Below are 18192 nucleotides of genomic sequence, written 5' to 3'. Positions count from 1 at the left end.
AAAATAAGACAGCACAGTATATGGCCACAAAAACTCAAGCGGGTGTTTCATTTCCACTCGGCGCGACTTACCAAGGTAAGGGCGTTAATTTTAGTATTTTCTCTAAAAATGCTACGGGAGTTACCCTTCTATTATTTAAAGAAGTTAACTCTCGTAAGCCATTTGCCGAGTTCCCTTTAGACCCAAATACCAACAAAACAGACCATTACTGGCATATTTTTGTTGAAGACTTGGAAGTAGGAACGCTCTACGGCTTTCAAGTAGACGGTCCTTGGCAACCAGAGCGCGGTTTGCGCTTTGACTCAAGCAAAGTTCTGCTCGACCCTTACGCCAGAATCACCCATTTCCCAGATAACTATTTACGTCAGGTAGCGTCACGCCATGGTCATGTAAATACTAACCAATGTATTAAAGGTGCAGTGGTGGATTTGCGTGGTTTTGATTGGCAGGGCACTCAGCCAATTAAACGCTCATTGCAAGATACCGTTATTTACGAAATGCATGTAGCGGGTTTTACCAAGCACCCGTCTTCGGGTGTAGCGGAGCATAAACGCGGTACTTACGCTGGCGTTATCGAAAAAATTCCTTATCTAAAAGAGCTGGGCATTACCGCTATTGAGTTAATGCCGGTGCAGCAGTTTGACTTACAAGACGCGCCGCTGGGTAAGCAGAATTATTGGGGTTATAGCCCAATTAACTTCTTCTCTCCGCATACGGCTTACAGCTCCGATAAAAGTGTCTGTGGTGCCTTTAACGAATTTAGAACCATGGTGCGTGAGCTGCATAAAGCCGGCATTGAGGTGATATTGGATGTGGTGTTTAACCATACAGCCGAAGGCGGACACGACGGCCCAACGCTCAGCATGAAGGGTTTGCAAAACGATACCTACTACATGTTAGAAAATGAAAAGCGTTGGTACAGTAACTACTCGGGTTGTGGTAATACTTGTAATGCTAACCACTCGGTAATGCGCCGCATGATTCGTGATGCACTGCGTTTTTGGGTAAACGAAATGCATGTAGATGGCTTCCGCTTTGATTTAGCCTCGGTACTGGCGCGTGACTCTAAGGGTCATGTAATGAAAGAGCCACCACTGCTTTGGTCGATTGATTCAGATCCTTCTTTAGCTGGCACTAAAATCATTGCCGAAGCTTGGGATGCCGCTGGCCTTTACCAAGTAGGCGAGTTTGTAGGTGATCGCTGGAACGAATGGAACGGTAAGTTCCGTGATGATGTGCGCTCGTTCTTTAGAGGGGATTCTGGTGTAACGGGTAAGTTTGCTTCGCGCTTATTGGGTAGCCCAGACATTTACTATAAAGAAAACCACTCGCCGCAACGCTCGGTTAACTTAGTCACTGCGCATGATGGATTCACCTTAAACGATCTAGTGAGCTACAACGACAAGCACAACCTAGAAAATGGTGAAAACAACCGTGATGGTGATAACCACAACATCAGTTATAACCACGGTGTAGAGGGGCCAACCCTAAACCCCAAAATCAACGATCTGCGTGAACAGCAAATGAAGAACTTCTTTGCTACTTTGTTGCTCTCTTTAGGTACGCCAATGATTACCATGGGCGATGAAGTAAAGCGCACTCAAAACGGTAATAACAATGCTTACTGCCAAGATAACGAGTTATCCTGGTTTGACTGGAGCTTGGTGGATAAAAACCAAAACTTGCTGCGCTTTGTTCAAGAGATGATTAAGTTACGTCGTTATGACGATGTGCTTGAAGAGAAGATCCACTTGAGCCTGTCGGATGTGATTCATGATGCTAATATCGAATGGCATGGTGTGCATCAAGGTCAGCCCGATTGGTCTGAACATAGTCACTCTATTGCGGTTACTTTGTTAGATCCATACTCAAAAGACCGCTTATACATGGTGTTTAACTCCTACTGGGAAGAGTTAGAGTTTGAAGTACCTTGTATTGAAGGGCATTGGTTTAAGCTTGTTAATACCGCAGCCAAACCGCCAGAAGATGTTTATGACTTTAAAACAGCGCCCATGTTAGAAACGGGCTCGGTTAAAGTGGCTGCACGTTCGGTAATGGTATTTGTGGCCAACCCACAAATTGAAAAACGTAGCGAGAGAGTTTAACTCGCTGCCTTACTAGTTTGTGCAGGGCAATAAAACTTTGCCCATGAAGAATGGGTAGTGTGTGAATAGCTAAACACGCTACCCAACATTAATACCAATAACAGTACTCTTACACCCATCGAAAAAAACGCCATTGTGTTGCCCTCTTTGCCTCCATCCGTGTGACTTGTTTGCCATTATGATTTGCTAGTTTGAGGCTAGTATCTAACGAAAGTTTCATTATTTTAATAAGTTATGGACTTTTGTTTGATAAAAGTGAGCTAGGTTGGATTTTTATTCTAATGTTACAAAAAATGCTTTGTTCGTGAAAAGTCAATTTTATTGGCCGTTATAGGGATAATACAAGCTCTTAATTCACCCTGTTTCACCAATCTAGAAAGTAACTTTAGGCGCTATATGAACAAGCAATCTGGTTTTACTCTCATCGAATTAGTAATAGTAATTATCGTTTTGGGAATACTCTCTGTGGTAGCTGCACCAAAGTTCCTAAATCTTCAAAGCGATGCAAAAAAAGCGACCTTAGAGGGGGCTGCGGCTGCAGTAAAAACCTCTGCTGACTTGGTATTTAACCAAGCGGCTATTGATGGTCTAGAGCAAGAGTCACGTGCAGAGGTAGAAACAAGCTTGGGTATTGTAGAGGTAAAAGATGGTTACCCAGAGGCGCACGGTGAAGACTACCTTGGCATGGAGTCGTTGATTGAAACTGACTTAGAAATGCAGTTTGTGAATGGCAGTTCGCGCCTGTATATCGGTTATGTCTCTGGCGATAAAGATGTTAATGATAGCGGATGTTTTGTTACTTACACTGAAGCGGGAGGAACCCTTAACCCTAGTGAGTCAAACTACCTGGTTAGCATTGACGACAGCGAGTGTTAAGCGCCAAATGAAAAACATGCATATTGAAAAATTAACAAAAACTATCAAAATGCGAACCATGGTCGTGCGTGCCATGTTTGCTTCTATCAGTTTGTTGTTGCTGGTTTCTGCCTCTTTAGAAGCAAAATCTTTTCTACTGGGTTAACTAGAACAAGCCTAATTGCGCAGAAGTTATTTGCTCAAAATCCAAATCAATGAAGGGCAAAATAGCATCGGCAATCGGCTGTAGTTGTTTGTCTAAGTAATGTTGATAGTCGATTTGGCTAACTCGGTTAGTTAGCGGCTCGGGCCCATTTATGGTCATCCAATAGGCAATACTGCCTTTATTTTGATATTGCAGTGGCTTGCCTAGAGCTTGGTTATGTTCGTCGGCGAGCCGCGCTGCTCGCACCTGTGGTGGCACATTCTTCACGTACTCGGCTAACTTGCGGCGTAAACGCTTACGGTAAATAAGTTGCTGGTCGTACTCGCCAGCCATCAGTTTATCCACGGTATCGAGAACAAACTGGCGTGGGTCTTGGTCAGAAAATACTCGCTCGAGCAAACCGGTTTGAAATATCTTCGCCATCTCTGTCCAATCTGAACGTACGGTTTCTAAACCTTTTATGACTAACTGCTTATCGTTGGTTAAACCTGCATAACGCTTTTTACTGCCGGTTTCAGAGCCGCGAATGGTTGGCATTAAAAAGCGAGAAAAATGAGTCTCAAATTCAATTTCTAGGTGACTATCTAACTGCATTTCTGAGGCTAGCTTGTGCTGCCAATATTGATTTATACCTTGCGCCAGTTGTTGGCCTATTTGTTTGGCTTGCTCTGCGTTCAAATCTTGATTTAGCCAAACAAAGGTAGAGTCGGTATCACCATAAATCACTTCATGGCCCTGCTCGCTGATCCACTCTGCTGTTTCTTGCATTAGCTGGTGGCCGCGCATAGTGATTGAGCTGGCTAAGCGGGGATCGTGAAAGCGACAACCAGTAGAGCCTAGCACTCCATAAAAGCTATTCATTAAAATTTTGATCGCCTGTGAGCGAGCGCTGTCATGATCGGCCTTGGCTTGATCGCGCTGCAGCCAAAGCTGATTAATGATCTCGGGTAAAAAATGTTTGTCGCGGCTAAATACTCCGCCTCTAAAGCCTTCAATGGCATTGTCGGGGCTAGCTAGCCCTTCAATTAAGCCCAGAGGATCAATTTTAAAGGTACGAATGATAGAGGGGTACAGGCTCTTAAAATCGAGTACCAGCACATTGTTATACAAGCCTGGTTTAGAGCTCATTACATAACCGCCGGGGCTATCGGCGATAAAGTCTCGGGTAAGATTTGGCGCTACATAGCCAGCTCGGTGCAATTTAGGCAAATATACATTGGTAAAGGCGGCCACCGAGCCACCACTTCTATCTAGCATTAGGCCAGTAAGTTGGCTGCGCAAACATAAGTACTCAAGGATTTGCGTATGCTGGAAGATGTCTAACACTAACTTACAGTCTTCGAGGTTGTAGGCGGCAAGCTGGGGTTTGTTGTGGGCAAAGTTATGGTTAATTTCAGCCATACGGTCATGCACTTCGTCTACCAATTTGCCGCGCTTAAGCAGTTGTTGGGCAACGTTTTCCAAGCTAAAACTATCGAAGTGGTAAGTGGCTGATTTTAGTGCGTCTATGCCGTCTACTACTACGCGCCCAGGAATGCTAATAAAACCTGTTTGCTCGTTATCGCTACGCTCGCGCCAACGCGCCACGCCTTGTTGGCGGCCTAGCGCCAGTTTTATCCCATGCAAAGCGGCGCGTTTAACCAGCAACCTAAAATCAAAATTGATGACATTCCAACCAATTATGATGTCCGGGTCGAGTTTTTCTATTACTAGCTCAAGCTGTTTTAGTAAGGCATATTCATTAGCCAGCCAAGTAATTGGCGTATCAGCGGCTTGTTCACTGCCAATCATAAGCACTTGCTGAAAGTGCTCGCCGTATAATCCAATCGAGTAAAGTTGGCCTTTTTCACTGCATTCTATGTCTAGCGATAGCACCGACAGCTTAGGTGTATATTGGGCCGTTTTTATTTTGGCTTGTTGCCAAGCGGGGTAACGTGGATTACTCCCTTGGGTGCCCGCAAAAGCCATGCTGCCATAACAAAAACGTTCGGTAAGAAAGCGTTCATGTAATTTTATATCGTGTTCAAAGCAGCTTAATCCGGCTTGCTGTAAGTTTTGTGCGGCGCGGTAATGCGCATCGATACTGGCAAAGTACAAGGCAGTAATCGGCTGATGCTGGAAGGTGTTTAGCGCTACGCCTTGGTGCTTAAGCAAGTGCTCACCAACGGTTTCTAGCACGGCATCTAGTTCACTACTTAACACAAAAAATACCGGCTGCTGGTCACTTACCTCTAAACACACCGGGCCTTGGTCACTGGCTAACCAAAGCTGAATATAAGCCCGACCTTGACGATCGTAACTATTGGCGGTGAGTAAAAAACCTTGTCCTTGCCGCTGCTGGCTTGGCACTGTAAGCCCTCGGTACTGCATTATGCTTGGCAACTTAGCACAAAGCCGAGTGGCATAGCTAATATCCACCAGCATCTTTATTTTGTTTAACTAGGCATTTGTGAATAGTGGTTTCTGCCAAGGTGCTAATAGACTGTGCAGGCATTTAGCTGCACAGTTAAGCTAAAGCCTTTTAGTGAGTGGTAGAATGACAAGTCAATTTGAGCGAATGATGGCGGGTTTAAGTTTTAACCGTTGGGATAAAGACCTAGGCGAGCGTCGTTTAGCTACCCGGCAAATTACTCATAAGTTTAATCAAACTGCACCAGAGCAAAACCAACAGCGCGAAGCGCTAGTGCGTGAGCTGTTTGTGAAGGTAGGTAAAAACATCGAGGTTTGCCCGCCACTCACCGTGGATTATGGCGACACAGTGTTTATCGGCGACGATGTATTTATTAATACCAACTTTACCTTGGTGAATTCGGGAAAAATTACTATTGGTGATCGGGTGATGATTGCACCGAACGTAAGTTTGTTTTCGATTAACCACGCCTTAGATCCTGAGCTACGCAAAACCTACATTAATCAGCAAGGTGAGCGAGAAGTGATTGATTACCCAGCGCCCATCACTATTGGTAACGATGTTTGGATCGGCGGCCATGCAGTAGTTCTGGCGGGTGTAACTGTGGGCAATGGCTCGGTTATCGCTGCTGGTGCGGTAGTGACTAAAGATGTGCCAGCAGGCGTATTAGTGGGAGGCAATCCGGCTAAGGTGATTCGCGAGATACAAGCGGGGGAAACGGTGCGCCAAGCAAGATCTTAATGCTTGCGAGCTTTATTTTGCAGCTTACTGATTTACCTCAGGGATTAAAAAAAGCTGGCCTAGGCCAGCTTTTTACATTTAACGCAAAGATAAGCAGTAAGGCTTAGCTCCAAGCTTTAAAGGTATTAATTAAACCATTGGTTGAGCTGTCGTGGCTGCTTACTTCGCTGCCATCTTTTAGCTCTGGTAAAATTTGGTTAGCTAGCTGCTTACCTAGTTCTACGCCCCATTGGTCGAAGCTGAAGATGTTCCAGATAATGCCTTGTACGAAGATTTTGTGCTCGTACATAGCAACCATGGCACCCAATGAGCTAGGGGTGATTTTCTTAACCAAGATAGAGTTAGTTGGCTTGTTACCTGTGAATACTTTAAATGGCGCTAGTTCTGCTACTTCTTCCGCTGATTTACCAGCTGCTACTAGTTCTGCTTCTACGGTTTCGCGTGACTTACCAAAAGCCAAGGCTTCGGTTTGGGCGAAGAAGTTAGACATTAGCTTAGCGTGGTGATCCGATAATGGATTGTGGCTAGTGGCCGGTGCAATAAAGTCACATGGGATTAGCTTAGTGCCTTGGTGAATCAGCTGGTAGAAGGCGTGTTGGCCGTTGGTACCTGGTTCACCCCAAATAATTGGGCCAGTTTGGTAATCAACAGGGTTGCCATTGCGGTCTACGTTTTTACCGTTAGACTCCATGTCGCCTTGCTGGAAGTAAGCAGCAAAGCGGTGCATGTATTGGTCGTAAGGTAGAATAGATACGCTTTCTGCACCAAAGAAGTTGTTGTACCAAATGCCTAACAAACCAAGAATAACCGGTAGGTTTTGCTCTAGCTCGGCTTCTGCGAAGTGCTTGTCCATAGCGTGTGCGCCATCTAACAACTCAATAAAGTTGTCGTAGCCAACTGTAAGGGCAATCGATAAACCAATCGCTGACCAAGAAGAGTAACGACCGCCTACCCAATCCCAAAACTCAAACATGTTGTTGGTATCAATACCAAACTCAGCAACAGATTTAGCGTTAGTAGATAGTGCAGCAAAGTGCTTAGCTACATGAGCTTGGTCGCCAGCAGCAGCTAGGAACCAATCGCGCGCGCTGTGGGCGTTAGTCATGGTTTCTTGGGTAGTGAAAGTTTTAGACGCTACTAAGAACAAGGTAGTTTCTGGGTCTACTTGTTTTAGGGTTTCGGCAATATGAGTGCCGTCTACGTTTGATACGAAGTAGGTAGTAATGTTTTCTACTTTGTATGCGCCTAGTGCTTCAGTAATCATTACTGGGCCTAGGTCTGAACCGCCAATACCAATGTTTACAATGCTTTCAATAGCTTTGCCGGTGTAACCTTTCCATTCGCCAGAATGTACTTTTTCACAGAAGCCTTTCATTTTTTCTAGCACAGCGTTTACTGCTGGCATTACGTCTTCGCCGTCTACCATTACTGGGGTATTGCTGCGATTACGTAGCGCGGTATGTAGTACCGAGCGGCCTTCTGTTTGGTTGATTTTCTCACCAGAGAACATAGCTTTAATTGCGCTATCTAGCTTGGTTTCTTTAGCTAGTGCAACTAACTGCTGCATGGTTTCTTCAGTGATTAAGTTTTTAGAGTAATCTAATAAGATTTGCTCGTTAAACTCTACCGAGAAGCGATTGAAACGGTCTGCGTCAGCGGCGAATAGCTCGCTAAGTTTAACCTCTTTTTGTGCTTCAAAATGCGCTTGTAACGCTTTCCAAGCCTGTGTAGTTGTTGGATTGATATTGTCCAGCATTGACCTTGTTCCTTAGATGCTTTACCTAGTTGACCGAGTTGCAAGTTTATTGACCAGTACTTGCGGGTAGCACTTTACCCTTTCTGGGAAAAAGGACGCAAGCAATCAGATCAATATTGTGCAAAAGCTTGCGACCTATTTTAGCTAAGTTTGACCATTTTGTATTAAAACTGCGCGCCGTGTTGGTGTTTATCCATTTTTTATCAAAGGGTTTTTCTGTTCTCGCTATTCAAGTTGTTGCTACAATGCCCACAAATTATTCGCCTCTCACCTGCAAGGGATCTGTTTTTGCGCAATGTGCAGTTACAAGTAAACACCGAAAACGCCCGTTATTTACTTAACAATGGGCGTTTAGTGGCGTTAATGACCGTTGCGTATAGCCTTATTTGGTGGTGTTTGTTTGCGCCTAGCCTTTCTTCAAGCCTGCATTTGCTGTGGCTATTTTGCATGTTGGCTTTATCGGCCGTGTTTTACTTTTTTGCGCGTATTCAAAGCGAAGTGATTGACGACTTTGTCCCGGCGCCGCAACTAACGCGTTATTTTAGTTTGGCTACCAGTTCTGGGGTGCTTTGGGCGGTAGGTATTCTGCTATTTATGCCGGTGTTACCTGCTTCCGAGCGTTTATTATTGGTGGTGCTGGTGGGCGCGTTGTTGTCGCTGGTGGTGGTGCCAAACTTACTAAGTATTCGCAGCTTTAACGGTTTTAGCATTCCATTGTTATTAGCGCTGTTGGTTTCTATGGTGGGGGCTAGCCGAACCGAGTGGGTGGCTTGCTTGGTATTACTGCTAAGCTGGGGAGTACTAAATATTGTGTTACGCCGCGCCGAAACCTTAGTTAAGGCTAATTTTTCCGAAGGTGCGCTAAATAGAGCCAAAGCTTTAGAGTTGGCCGACAGCCATGCCTTAATGCGCCATCAAAGTGAGCGAGACGCGCTCACCGGCTTGTATAACCGGGCTATATTTGAGCAAACACTGGCTTTACATTGGCGTTTAAGCAGCCGAGCAAATACTTCCTTAAGTTTATTGCTGATCGATGTTGATTTCTTCAAGCCTTATAACGATCATTACGGTCATGTTGCAGGCGATCAATGTTTAAGCAAAGTTGCTAATTTGTTTACTCAAGCCTTGCAGCGTGAAGATGACATTGTTGCCCGCTATGGCGGCGAAGAGTTTGTAATGGTATTGCCCAACACCGATACCAAAGGCGCATTGCAAGTTGCTGCAAGAGTTAGAACACTAATGGCCGAGGCTAAATTGCGCCACGAGTATTCGACCGCAGCCAGTTATGTGACCGTGAGCATTGGTATTTCTTGTTTAATTCCAGTGGCTCAGCAAAGCACCAAAGAGATCGTAGATAAAGCCGATAAGGCACTATATAGAGCCAAGCAGTTAGGTAGAAACCAAGCTGTAGTGGCCGCCCGTGGAGAAGTATAATGAGTATGCAGTTGCATCGTATTGAAGAATTAATCGATTTACTCACACCGGTTTGGAAACAACAACCGGAGCTTAACTTAGTAGAAATTATCACTCAAATAGCCGACCAAGCAGGGAACAATAAACCCTTGAGTGAACTGACCGATGACGTGCTTATTTACCAACTTAAAATGCTTACAATTGGTAAAGACGAGATGATTCCTGGCATCGCAAAAGATTGCGAGGATGATTTTAAAACCGCCTTATTAAAAGCACGTGGCGTAAAAGTTTAATTTCTTAAGTGGCAATTGCGTCTGCAATTGCCGTTTTTGCTTAAGCAAAGGCATTAGTCACATCAGTGCCTGCCCTCATAAGGATTGAGTGATGAGTGAACGTATTCCTGTTAAAGACGTCAGCCCCAAACCTCGCGCGGCTAAAAAACGTGCTCCGGTAGATCGTTACAACCCCCAAGAACAAATTTATGTGCGTGAGCAAAAAGGTGTATTTCAACGCTTGCGTAAGTACATGGGCTGGTTTTTTATCGCGGCTTTTGTGATTGTGCCGTTTATTCCTTACGGCGATCGCCAAGCAATTTTGCTAGATATGGGTGCGCGTCAGTATCACTTTTTTAGCTTAACCCTGTGGCCGCAAGATTTATTGTTATTGGCTTGGTTCTTCATTATTGCTGCCTTTGCTTTGTTTTTTATTACCACCTTTTTAGGCCGAGTATGGTGTGGTTACTTGTGTCCGCAAACGGTGTGGACTTTTATCTTTATCTGGTTTGAAGAAAAGATTGAAGGCAGCGCCAATAAGCGTAAAAAGCTAGATAAATCGCCCTGGAGCTTTAACAAAATTTGGCGAAAAACAGCCAAACATAGCGCATGGATTGCGGTGTCGGTATTTACCGCTTTGTCGTTTGCCGCTTACTTTGTGCCCGTTAAACAGCTGTGGTGGGACTTTTTCACGCTAAATGCCAGCGGTGCGGTTAACTTCTCGGTGATTTTCTTTACCGTAGCAACTTATGCCAACGCAGGTTGGATGCGCACCATCGTATGTACTCACATGTGCCCCTATGCGCGTTTTCAATCGGCGATGTTTGATAAAGATACTTTTATTGTGGGTTATGATGTTGAAAGAGGCGAAAGCCGCGGCCCACGTAAGCGCAATGCCGACCACAAAGCCTTGGGTTTGGGTGATTGTGTAGATTGTGATCTGTGTGTGCAGGTCTGCCCTGCAGGCATTGATATTCGCGAAGGCTTGCAATACGAATGTATTAACTGTGGTGCTTGTATTGATGCCTGTGACCAAACCATGGAGCGTATGAACTACCCGAAAGGTTTGATTCGCTACACTACCGAGCATAACTTGGCGGGGCAAAAAACCGATGTACTGCGGCCTAAGCTGATTGGTTACGGGGTGGTGTTAAGCGCCATGCTGGTCGCTTTTGTATTCACCTTGCTTAACGTGAAGCCGATGCAGTTAGATGTGTTGCGTGATCGATCTTCTTTGTACAACGAAACCTCTGAAGGTTTGGTAGAAAATACCTACACCTTAAAGGTGATTAACAAATCCTCTGAAGCGCGCGAATTCCACTTAAGTGTGCGTGGTTTGGAAGAAGTAGAATGGATAGGCCAGCAAATTGTCACAGTGAAAGGTGGCGAAGTGTTTAGTTTGCCTATTTCACTGGCGAGCGACCCTTACTTGTTGCCTCGCTCGATCACCGATATTGAGTTTGTACTAGAAAGTGGCGATGACCAATTTATCCAAGCTAGTCGCTTTATTAGTGGCGGTTAACAGGGTGTTGGAGAATAAAGTTTGAAACTGGTACTGGCGTGTTTTGCGTTGTTGTTAGTGCTGCCTTATCTGCTGGCAGCACTCGGTTCAGCAGCGCGAAAACGCCAGTTAGGCACTATAGATAATCAAGATCCCCGCCAACAATCCCAATTGTTAAACAGCCTTGGCCAACGTATCTATGCTTCTCAACAAAATGCTTGGGAAGCTTTAGCTTTGTTTACGGGCAGTTTGCTAATAGCCCATCTTGCAGGGCTTGATTTTAGCCGTATTCAATATGCCGCTGTGTTATTTACCGCAACCCGCTTGTTGCACCCTTGGGTATACGTATTTGGCTTTGCTACCTTGCGTTCGTTGCTAATGCTGGTGGCTTGGTTAAGCTGTATTTATATTGTGGTTCAAGCCTTTTATCAGCTACCTGCTTAGCGCTGGCTAGGGAACTTGTTTTACTGCTACACTGCGCCGATAACCTCTTGTAAAACTGCCGAGCCATGAGCGCCTTTCTATTTGCCGATTTACACCCCGACACTATTCTTGATGCTATTGAATCTCAAGGTATTTTCCCTAGTAGTGGTTTGTTGGCTTTAAACTCTTACGAGAACCGTGTTTATCAATTTCAAGCCGAAGATGGGCTGCGTTATGTGGTGAAGTTTTATCGGCCAGAGCGTTGGAGCCAAGCGCAAATTCTCGAAGAACATCAATTTAGTTTATCGATGGCTGAAGTAGATGTGCCGATTGTGGCACCGCTAGTGCGAGATGGTCGCAGCTTGTTTGATTATCAAGGTTGGCTGTTTACCATTTTCCCTAGTGTTGGAGGACGCGGTTTTGAGGTAGATAACCTCGACCAAATCGAGCGTGTTGGCCAATACCTAGGGCGCATGCACCAGAAAGTGGGCAGTAAACTGTTTGAGCACCGCTTATCGATTAATACCGAAGAGATGCTCGACCAGCCGTTGGAGTTATTACGTGATTGGCTACCCGAGGGCTTGGCGCTGCCATTTTTTACCGTAGCTGAGCAAGTAGCCGAAGCGGCAAAGGCGGCCTATAAACCTAAAACCATTATTCGTTTACATGGTGATTGCCACCCTAGCAACATATTGTGGCGTGATGGCCCGATGCTGGTGGATTTAGATGACGCGCGTAATGGCCCTGCAGTGCAAGATCTATGGATGATGCTGGCTGGAGATGACAATGAGCGCCGCCTGCAATTAGAAGTTCTATTAGAAGGCTATGAGGCCTTTTGTGAATTTGATAGCAGTGAGCTGGCCTTAATTGAGCCGCTGCGCGCTATGCGAATGATTCACTACATGGGCTGGTTAGCACGACGCTGGCAAGATGCCGCCTTTCAACGCGCCTTTCCTTGGTTTAACTCGCAACGTTATTGGGAAGACCAAATACTCGCGCTTAAAGAGCAGCTTTCGGCTCTGCAGCAAGCGCCATTGTCATTAACTCCCGGTTATTGAGGACTGTTATGAGTGTAGAAATTGAACGCAAGTTTTTGGTTAATAGCGATGCATTTATTGGGCAAGCTAGCGAGCAAACCCGGATTGTACAGGCTTACTTAAACAGTGATAAACAACGCACGGTACGAGTGCGTGTTCGCGGTGAGCAGGGTTTTCTTACCATTAAAGGCAAAAGTAATCGGTCGGGTTTAAGCCGCTATGAATGGGAGAAAGAAATTCCCCTGAGCGAAGCCGAGCAGCTATTAGCGCTGTGTGAGCCTGGCGCCATTGATAAAGTTCGCTACTTAGTGCCTGTTGCACAACATGTATTTGAAGTGGATGTATTTGCCGGAGATAACCTCGGCTTAATTGTTGCCGAAGTAGAGCTGAGCAGCGAGCAAGAAAGCTTTACAAAGCCGGACTGGCTGGGGCAAGAGGTCACTGGCCAAGCTAAATACTATAACTCTCAACTTAGCTTAAATCCTTTCAAGAACTGGTGATAAACAGAGTGTTTGTTCACATTACTTCGGCTTATTTTCGATTTGTACTGGCATCCTGCGCCTAGCCGTATAGGATTGATATAAAAGGTGAATAACTTGTAACGAGGTTGTGAATGACAAACTTTGTCACCCCCGTTGATGCATTAATGCATTGGCAAAAGCAGGATCCGCAGCGCGTTTACCTACGTCAGCCTATTGATGGCGTATATCATGAGAAAACTTGGGCAGTAGTAGCGCGCGAAGCCGGCCAAATTGCTCAAGGCTTATTGTCTCAAGGCCTAGAGCCCGGCGATAAAGTGGCCATTTTAGCTAAAAATAGTGCCGAATGGTTTATTGCCGATCTGGCAATCATGATGGCTGGCTGTGTAAGCATTCCTATTTACTCCACCGCGAGTGTGGATACCATCTCTTTTGTACTTCAACACAGCGAAGCTAAGCTGTTGTTTGTGGGTAAGTTAGACGAATGGGGCAAGCAAGCCTCGGCCGTGCCTATTGGCTTAAAAACTGTCGCGATGCCCTATCCCACCATGCCTTGCCACATTCAATGGAGTGATTGGTTGAAGGAAATGCCGGTGATTGAGAAAAATCATCTGTGGGATGCAAAAGACATTATGACGATTATCTATACCTCGGGCAGTACCGGAGATCCTAAAGGCGCCGAGATTAGCTTTGAGGCTTATCGTTATGCCTGTGAACAGCTGATTGATGTGTTGCAAGCAGGCAGTGAAGACCGGGTTATGTCGTACTTACCCTTGGCGCATATTACTGAGCGAGTTTACATTCAAGGCACCAGCATTTTTAGCGGTCAATTTAGTGTGTCGTTTGTTGAATCCTTAGATACTTTCCCTGATAACTTGCGCAGCGTACAGCCTACTTTGTTTATTTCGGTACCTCGTTTGTGGGCGCGTTTCCAGCAAGGTGTATTTGAAAAACTGCCACCGAAAAAACTCAAGTTGTTGTTATCTATTCCCTTGGTGTCTAGTTTAATAAAGCTCAAAATTAAAAAGGCCTTGGGTTTAAATAAGGCGCGAATTTTAGGTTGTGGTAGTGCTCCGGTAGCGCCTTCATTATTGCACTGGTATCAAAGCATTGGCTTAAATATCTCTGAAGCCTGGGGCATGACCGAGAACCTAGCTTACGGCACCTTAAATGTACCTTTTCGAAGCGACAAAATTGGCACCATCGGAAAAGCGGGTCCTGGCGTAGAAATAAAAATCTCTGAGCAAGGAGAGATCCTTGCTAAGGGCGAGGGCATGATGCAGGGCTACTACAAACATGCTGATCTCACTGAGGAGTCAATTGTTGATGGCTGGCTGCATACAGGAGACAAGGGTGAAATAGATAATGATGGCTACGTTAAAATTATTGGCCGTTTAAAAGAAAGTTTTAAAACGGCGAAAGGAAAATATGTAGCCCCCGTTCCTATTGAACAGAGCTTGGCTGAAAATTCGATGGTTGAGCAGGTATGTGTGGTGGGCAGTGCCCTCACGCAGCCTTGTGCTTTGGTGGTGTTAGCGGCTGAAATGAAACAGCATTCGCAAGCGCAAATTGAAGCCAGCTTAAATCGCACCCTTAAAAAGGTGAATGAGCAGTTAGAAAGTCATGCCAAGTTGTCGCATGTGGTAGTGGTAAATGAGGATTGGAACGTAGATAACGCCCTGCTTACCCCTACTTTAAAAATTAGACGTAACCAAATTGAACAACATTATTCGGTATTAATTCATCAAGATGTAGATACCACTGTAATGTTTGAAATGGGATCTTGGTAAACGTAAATTTGTGTCAACAACATAGTCAACGATTGACCGAGCTGGTGCTAATCATTATGCTCGGTTTTTTATAAAGTTCACTGGAAGGAAATACCGAGTGATGAAAAAACTACTGATTGGTTTAATGGCAATGCTTACTTTGCCGATGGCAATAGCGGCTGACTTTAAAGAAGGCACGCATTACGATGTGATTAAGCAAACTGCTACCGCTAAACCAGAAGTTATCGAGTTTTTCTCGTACTACTGCCCGCACTGTTTTAAGTTTGAACCAGTAGCAGAGAGTATTAAAAAATCCCTACCAGAAGGCGTAGCGTTCAAAAAGAACCACGTAAGCTTTATTGGCGGCCAAATGGGTGAAGAAATGGTTCGCGCTTTTGCTGCAGCAGAAATGCTAGAAGTAGAGCCTGCAATTAGCAACGCTATCTTTGATTCTATCCATAACAAACGTCAAAACTTCACCAGCCGTGATGATCTTCGCAGCATCTTTGTTGCCAACGGTGTTGATGGTAAGAAATTTGATAGCGCAGCCAGCAGCTTTGTTGTGAATGGCATGGTTTCGCAAATGGAAAAGAACACCATGAACTATAAGATTCGCGGTGTGCCGGCCTTAGTGGTTAATGGTAAGTACCAAGTTAACACGGGCTCAGTAAAATCAATTGAAGAGCTAAATGAGTTAGTTAGCTACTTGGTTAATTTAAAGGGCTAGTCTCTTGTACTGATAATAAAGCAGCCAATAGGCTGCTTTTTTTGTTTTTATAAACCCAAATCCACTTGGTATTGTTGTTCGTAAGACGCCAATATCTTGCTTATTTTCCCGCTTTTTTGTAGTTGATTAAGGCTGGTTTGCAGTTTTTGTAAAGCGCCAGCATCGCTGTCTTTGTTACACGCGATGGCGCGTAGTGAACTGTAAAAATCAAACCCCTGTTTTTGAATGCCTAAAGAATAATGGTAATGCACATAGGCAGAGGACAAGATATCGCTAGCCCAAGCTTGAGTACGTTGGCGTTGTAGTTTTTTTGCACTGTTAAGGTTGGTTTTAGCCAAATCAACTTCAACCCCCAGGCTTTCCAAATACTCGCCAATCCCACTACCTAAATAACTGCCTATTTTTAGCTGTTGTAGATCTGCAACGCTGCTTAAAGGTGTAAAGCTTTGTTGCGGCTGATAAATCGCATAGCGGCTAATATACATGGGGCTTATCCAAGTAAATGAGCTCTCTCTTGCTTGGCTGCGCTCTATAGCAAAAACGCAGTTATTGGGCGATTCGAGCGCCATCAAATAAGCGCGTTTTAATGGTAACAAGCGGATACTTATATCTAAATTGCTGTGTTTTTTTAGCAATTCATAAACTTCTATATTAACTCCTGCTAGCTCTCTTTGGTCTTGGATGACATAAGGCGGGTCTAAATAGGTATTAAACACCAGCTCAACACCTTGCGCTGGCAAGCTTAAGGCTAGGCTGGCACTTAAGCAGCTGGCTTTTAAGGTTGCCATTGTTTAATTAACTCTGTGTAGTTTAAGGTTTTACCCGGCGGTTTTTCGTTTTCCAGCTTGGGTTTGGGAGAACCGGGATGAGCCAGCCATAATGAGGCTTGTTGTGCTGAGATGAGCTTAGGGCTGCAGGGACCAGGGTTGTCTTTACCAATTTTAGCTAGTGCTAAATCCATGCTTTGTGCCAATTCTTTCATTATCTGGGGAACTGCTTCTCCATGGTCGCTAGCGCGGCCAATGTATTGCCACCACAGCGAAGATAAAGCTGGATAATTGGGCACATTTAGCCCGGTGGGCGTCCATTCATTACGCGCATTGCTTTGGTAAAACTCTACCAAGCCGCCTAGCTCGGCTGAGCGCTCACTAAATGGTTTCGACATCACATCACTTTGGCGAATAGGGGTTAAACCCACCATGGTTTTACGCAGCGAAACCGTTTTGGCGACATTAAATTGAGCGTATAACCATGCCGCTTGTTGGCGCTTTAAAGGGGTAGATTTTACCAGTGTCCAAGCTCCTACATCTTGGTAGCCCGACTTCATGCCGGGTTGCCAGTATGCACCACGCGGTGAAGGTGCTACTCGCCATAAGGGTAAGCCATCTTTATCGGTAACGGCTAAGTCTGGTTGGCTTAAATCTGCAGTAAAGGCGGTATACCAAAAAATTTGTTGCGCTATGTGGCCTTTGGCTATTTCGGCCCCAGCTTGGCTAAAGGTCATCTTTTGTGCTTCTGGAGGGGCATAACGTTTTAACCAATCTACATACTTTTGAATGGCATAAATGGCAGCGGGAGAGTCGAGAGCGCCGCCCCGTCTCATGCTTGCGCCCACAGGGCGACAACCATGGCGACGTATGCCCCATTCATCCACAGGTACGCCGTTGGGTAAACCTACATCACCCATGCCTGCCATAGAAAGCCAAGCGTCGGATATTCGCCAGCCCAACGAGGGATCGCGTTTCCCATAATCCATATGGCCATATACTTTTTGCCCATCTATTTCTTTTACGTGCTCGGTAAAAAATTCGGCGATGTCTTCATAGGCCGACCAGTTAACTGGCACGGCTAAGGGGTAGCCATAAATGGTTTGAAATTGCTGCTGAAGCTCGGGGCGCTTAAACCAGTCTTGGCGGTACCAATAAAGGTTGGCGAATTGCTGGTCGGGGAGTTGCAACAAATCGCCGTAAGGGCCGGTGGTAAAGGCTAAGCCAATAAAATCGTTGATATCTAGGCTGGGTAAGGTGACGTCTTTTCCTTGATGTTGCATAAACTGGCTTAAGTTAACGATGTTGCGAGAACGAAAGTGACCACCAATTAAATCACTGTCACTGACATAGATATCATAATAGTTGATGCCCAAGTCCATTTGGCTTTGTAGCTTTTTTACTACGTCGTCTTCACCGCTGATCTCGTGGATAACTTTGATACCCGTGAGTTGGTAAAACAAGGGGGCAATAACAGTGGCTTCGTACCAGTGAGTATTAATGCGCTCTGAAATAGCGCGAATAGTAATGCCTTGATAGGGTTGAGCGGCTTGTTTAAACCAACGTAGCTCTTCGATTTGTTGCTGTTGGCTTAGGCTAGACGGCTGAAATTCTTCTAGCCAAGGGCTAAAATCCTCTGCCCAGCAGCTGCCTACTAGCCAATAAAGCATCCAAAGCGATCGCCGCAACACCTTTCTCCGTTGTTTTTACTCCTATAAAAATAGCAGTAAAATCAGGCTGTCAGGATCTAGCCTTGGATATTGTGAACAGG

General features: G+C 45.2%; 15 protein-coding genes. 11 read left to right on the top strand and 4 right to left on the bottom strand.

The window, feature by feature from the left end; all coding sequences use genetic code 11:
* Nucleotides 1-20: 20 nt before the first annotated feature.
* Together glgX and OAG1_RS21365 are read left to right on the top strand one after the other, a co-directional pair.
* The gene (gene glgX / locus OAG1_RS21370) at nucleotides 21-2105 is read left to right on the top strand and encodes a glycogen debranching protein GlgX (protein ID WP_016400236.1); all 2085 of its coding nucleotides are present in this window, start codon (nucleotides 21-23) and stop codon (nucleotides 2103-2105) included.
* A gap of 396 nt (nucleotides 2106-2501) precedes the next feature.
* Nucleotides 2502-2981 carry a type II secretion system protein gene (locus OAG1_RS21365; RefSeq protein ID WP_338622805.1) on the top strand — a complete coding sequence of 160 codons (480 nt, stop codon included), beginning with the start codon at nucleotides 2502-2504 and terminating at the stop codon, nucleotides 2979-2981.
* Nucleotides 2982-3126: 145 nt separating this feature from the next.
* Here the strand turns inward: OAG1_RS21365 and OAG1_RS21360 are convergent, their stop codons facing one another.
* Nucleotides 3127-5496, bottom strand: coding sequence for a DNA polymerase II (locus tag OAG1_RS21360; protein ID WP_338626455.1), 2370 nt, complete (start codon nucleotides 5494-5496; stop codon nucleotides 3127-3129).
* Between the two features lie 166 nt (nucleotides 5497-5662).
* On the opposite strand from OAG1_RS21360, the gene OAG1_RS21355 reads away from it, so the two are divergent.
* Nucleotides 5663-6277 carry a sugar O-acetyltransferase gene (locus tag OAG1_RS21355; protein ID WP_338622802.1) on the top strand — a complete coding sequence of 205 codons (615 nt, stop codon included), beginning with the start codon at nucleotides 5663-5665 and terminating at the stop codon, nucleotides 6275-6277.
* A gap of 103 nt (nucleotides 6278-6380) precedes the next feature.
* Here the strand turns inward: OAG1_RS21355 and pgi are convergent, their stop codons facing one another.
* The gene (gene pgi / locus OAG1_RS21350) at nucleotides 6381-8033 is read right to left on the bottom strand and encodes a glucose-6-phosphate isomerase (RefSeq protein WP_338622800.1); all 1653 of its coding nucleotides are present in this window, start codon (nucleotides 8031-8033) and stop codon (nucleotides 6381-6383) included.
* Between the two features lie 297 nt (nucleotides 8034-8330).
* On the opposite strand from pgi, the gene OAG1_RS21345 reads away from it, so the two are divergent.
* The 8 genes from OAG1_RS21345 to OAG1_RS21310 all read left to right on the top strand — a co-directional run bounded on the left by OAG1_RS21345 (nucleotide 8331) and on the right by OAG1_RS21310 (nucleotide 15654).
* Nucleotides 8331-9467 carry a diguanylate cyclase gene (locus tag OAG1_RS21345; RefSeq protein WP_338626454.1) on the top strand — a complete coding sequence of 379 codons (1137 nt, stop codon included), beginning with the start codon at nucleotides 8331-8333 and terminating at the stop codon, nucleotides 9465-9467.
* Nucleotides 9468-9472: 5 nt separating this feature from the next.
* On the top strand, nucleotides 9473-9739 hold the full coding sequence (locus tag OAG1_RS21340) for a YihD family protein (RefSeq protein ID WP_040306803.1): 267 nt from the start codon (nucleotides 9473-9475) through the stop codon (nucleotides 9737-9739).
* Between the two features lie 91 nt (nucleotides 9740-9830).
* On the top strand, nucleotides 9831-11240 hold the full coding sequence (gene ccoG / locus OAG1_RS21335) for a cytochrome c oxidase accessory protein CcoG (RefSeq protein WP_338622798.1): 1410 nt from the start codon (nucleotides 9831-9833) through the stop codon (nucleotides 11238-11240).
* Nucleotides 11241-11261: 21 nt separating this feature from the next.
* Entirely contained in the window at nucleotides 11262-11663 is a 402-nt protein-coding gene (locus OAG1_RS21330) for an MAPEG family protein (protein WP_338622796.1), read from the top strand.
* Nucleotides 11664-11728: 65 nt separating this feature from the next.
* Nucleotides 11729-12700 carry a serine/threonine protein kinase gene (locus OAG1_RS21325; protein WP_152785129.1) on the top strand — a complete coding sequence of 324 codons (972 nt, stop codon included), beginning with the start codon at nucleotides 11729-11731 and terminating at the stop codon, nucleotides 12698-12700.
* 8 nt (nucleotides 12701-12708) lie between these two features.
* Complete coding sequence (locus tag OAG1_RS21320; RefSeq protein ID WP_338622792.1) at nucleotides 12709-13179, top strand: CYTH domain-containing protein; 471 nt, start codon at nucleotides 12709-12711, stop codon at nucleotides 13177-13179.
* Nucleotides 13180-13292: 113 nt separating this feature from the next.
* Nucleotides 13293-14948, top strand: a complete 1656-nt coding sequence (locus tag OAG1_RS21315) for an AMP-binding protein (RefSeq protein ID WP_016400224.1) — start codon at nucleotides 13293-13295, stop codon at nucleotides 14946-14948.
* Nucleotides 14949-15048: 100 nt separating this feature from the next.
* On the top strand, nucleotides 15049-15654 hold the full coding sequence (locus OAG1_RS21310; RefSeq protein WP_221075382.1) for a thiol:disulfide interchange protein DsbA/DsbL: 606 nt from the start codon (nucleotides 15049-15051) through the stop codon (nucleotides 15652-15654).
* Nucleotides 15655-15701: 47 nt separating this feature from the next.
* Here the strand turns inward: OAG1_RS21310 and OAG1_RS21305 are convergent, their stop codons facing one another.
* Nucleotides 15702-16442, bottom strand: coding sequence for a transporter substrate-binding domain-containing protein (locus tag OAG1_RS21305; RefSeq protein ID WP_016400221.1), 741 nt, complete (start codon nucleotides 16440-16442; stop codon nucleotides 15702-15704).
* Entirely contained in the window at nucleotides 16430-18112 is a 1683-nt protein-coding gene (locus tag OAG1_RS21300) for an ABC transporter substrate-binding protein (protein WP_338622787.1), read from the bottom strand. Before OAG1_RS21300 ends, OAG1_RS21305 begins: the two co-directional genes overlap by 13 nt.
* Between the last annotated feature and the right edge of the window lie 80 nt (nucleotides 18113-18192).

The organism is Agarivorans sp. OAG1, from assembly GCF_037076485.1.
GTDB lineage: Bacteria > Pseudomonadota > Gammaproteobacteria > Enterobacterales > Celerinatantimonadaceae > Agarivorans > Agarivorans albus.
Note: the sequence above shows the minus strand (reverse complement) of the source record. Positions and strands in the feature narration are given on the sequence as shown.

What these genes read in the sequence shown, in the direction of transcription:
- OAG1_RS21365 (WP_338622805.1), top strand. Translation starts at nt 2,502, where the DNA reads ATGAACAAGCAATCTGGTTTTACTCTCATCGAATTAGTAATAGTAATT.
- ccoG (WP_338622798.1), top strand. Translation starts at nt 9,831, where the DNA reads ATGAGTGAACGTATTCCTGTTAAAGACGTCAGCCCCAAACCTCGCGCG.
- OAG1_RS21305 (WP_016400221.1), bottom strand. Translation starts at nt 16,442, where the DNA reads ATGGCAACCTTAAAAGCCAGCTGCTTAAGTGCCAGCCTAGCCTTAAGC.
- OAG1_RS21360 (WP_338626455.1), bottom strand. Translation starts at nt 5,496, where the DNA reads ATGCAGTACCGAGGGCTTACAGTGCCAAGCCAGCAGCGGCAAGGACAA.
- OAG1_RS21325 (WP_152785129.1), top strand. Translation starts at nt 11,729, where the DNA reads ATGAGCGCCTTTCTATTTGCCGATTTACACCCCGACACTATTCTTGAT.
- OAG1_RS21320 (WP_338622792.1), top strand. Translation starts at nt 12,709, where the DNA reads ATGAGTGTAGAAATTGAACGCAAGTTTTTGGTTAATAGCGATGCATTT.
- OAG1_RS21315 (WP_016400224.1), top strand. Translation starts at nt 13,293, where the DNA reads ATGACAAACTTTGTCACCCCCGTTGATGCATTAATGCATTGGCAAAAG.
- OAG1_RS21310 (WP_221075382.1), top strand. Translation starts at nt 15,049, where the DNA reads ATGAAAAAACTACTGATTGGTTTAATGGCAATGCTTACTTTGCCGATG.
- OAG1_RS21340 (WP_040306803.1), top strand. Translation starts at nt 9,473, where the DNA reads ATGCAGTTGCATCGTATTGAAGAATTAATCGATTTACTCACACCGGTT.
- pgi (WP_338622800.1), bottom strand. Translation starts at nt 8,033, where the DNA reads ATGCTGGACAATATCAATCCAACAACTACACAGGCTTGGAAAGCGTTA.
- OAG1_RS21355 (WP_338622802.1), top strand. Translation starts at nt 5,663, where the DNA reads ATGACAAGTCAATTTGAGCGAATGATGGCGGGTTTAAGTTTTAACCGT.
- glgX (WP_016400236.1), top strand. Translation starts at nt 21, where the DNA reads ATGGCCACAAAAACTCAAGCGGGTGTTTCATTTCCACTCGGCGCGACT.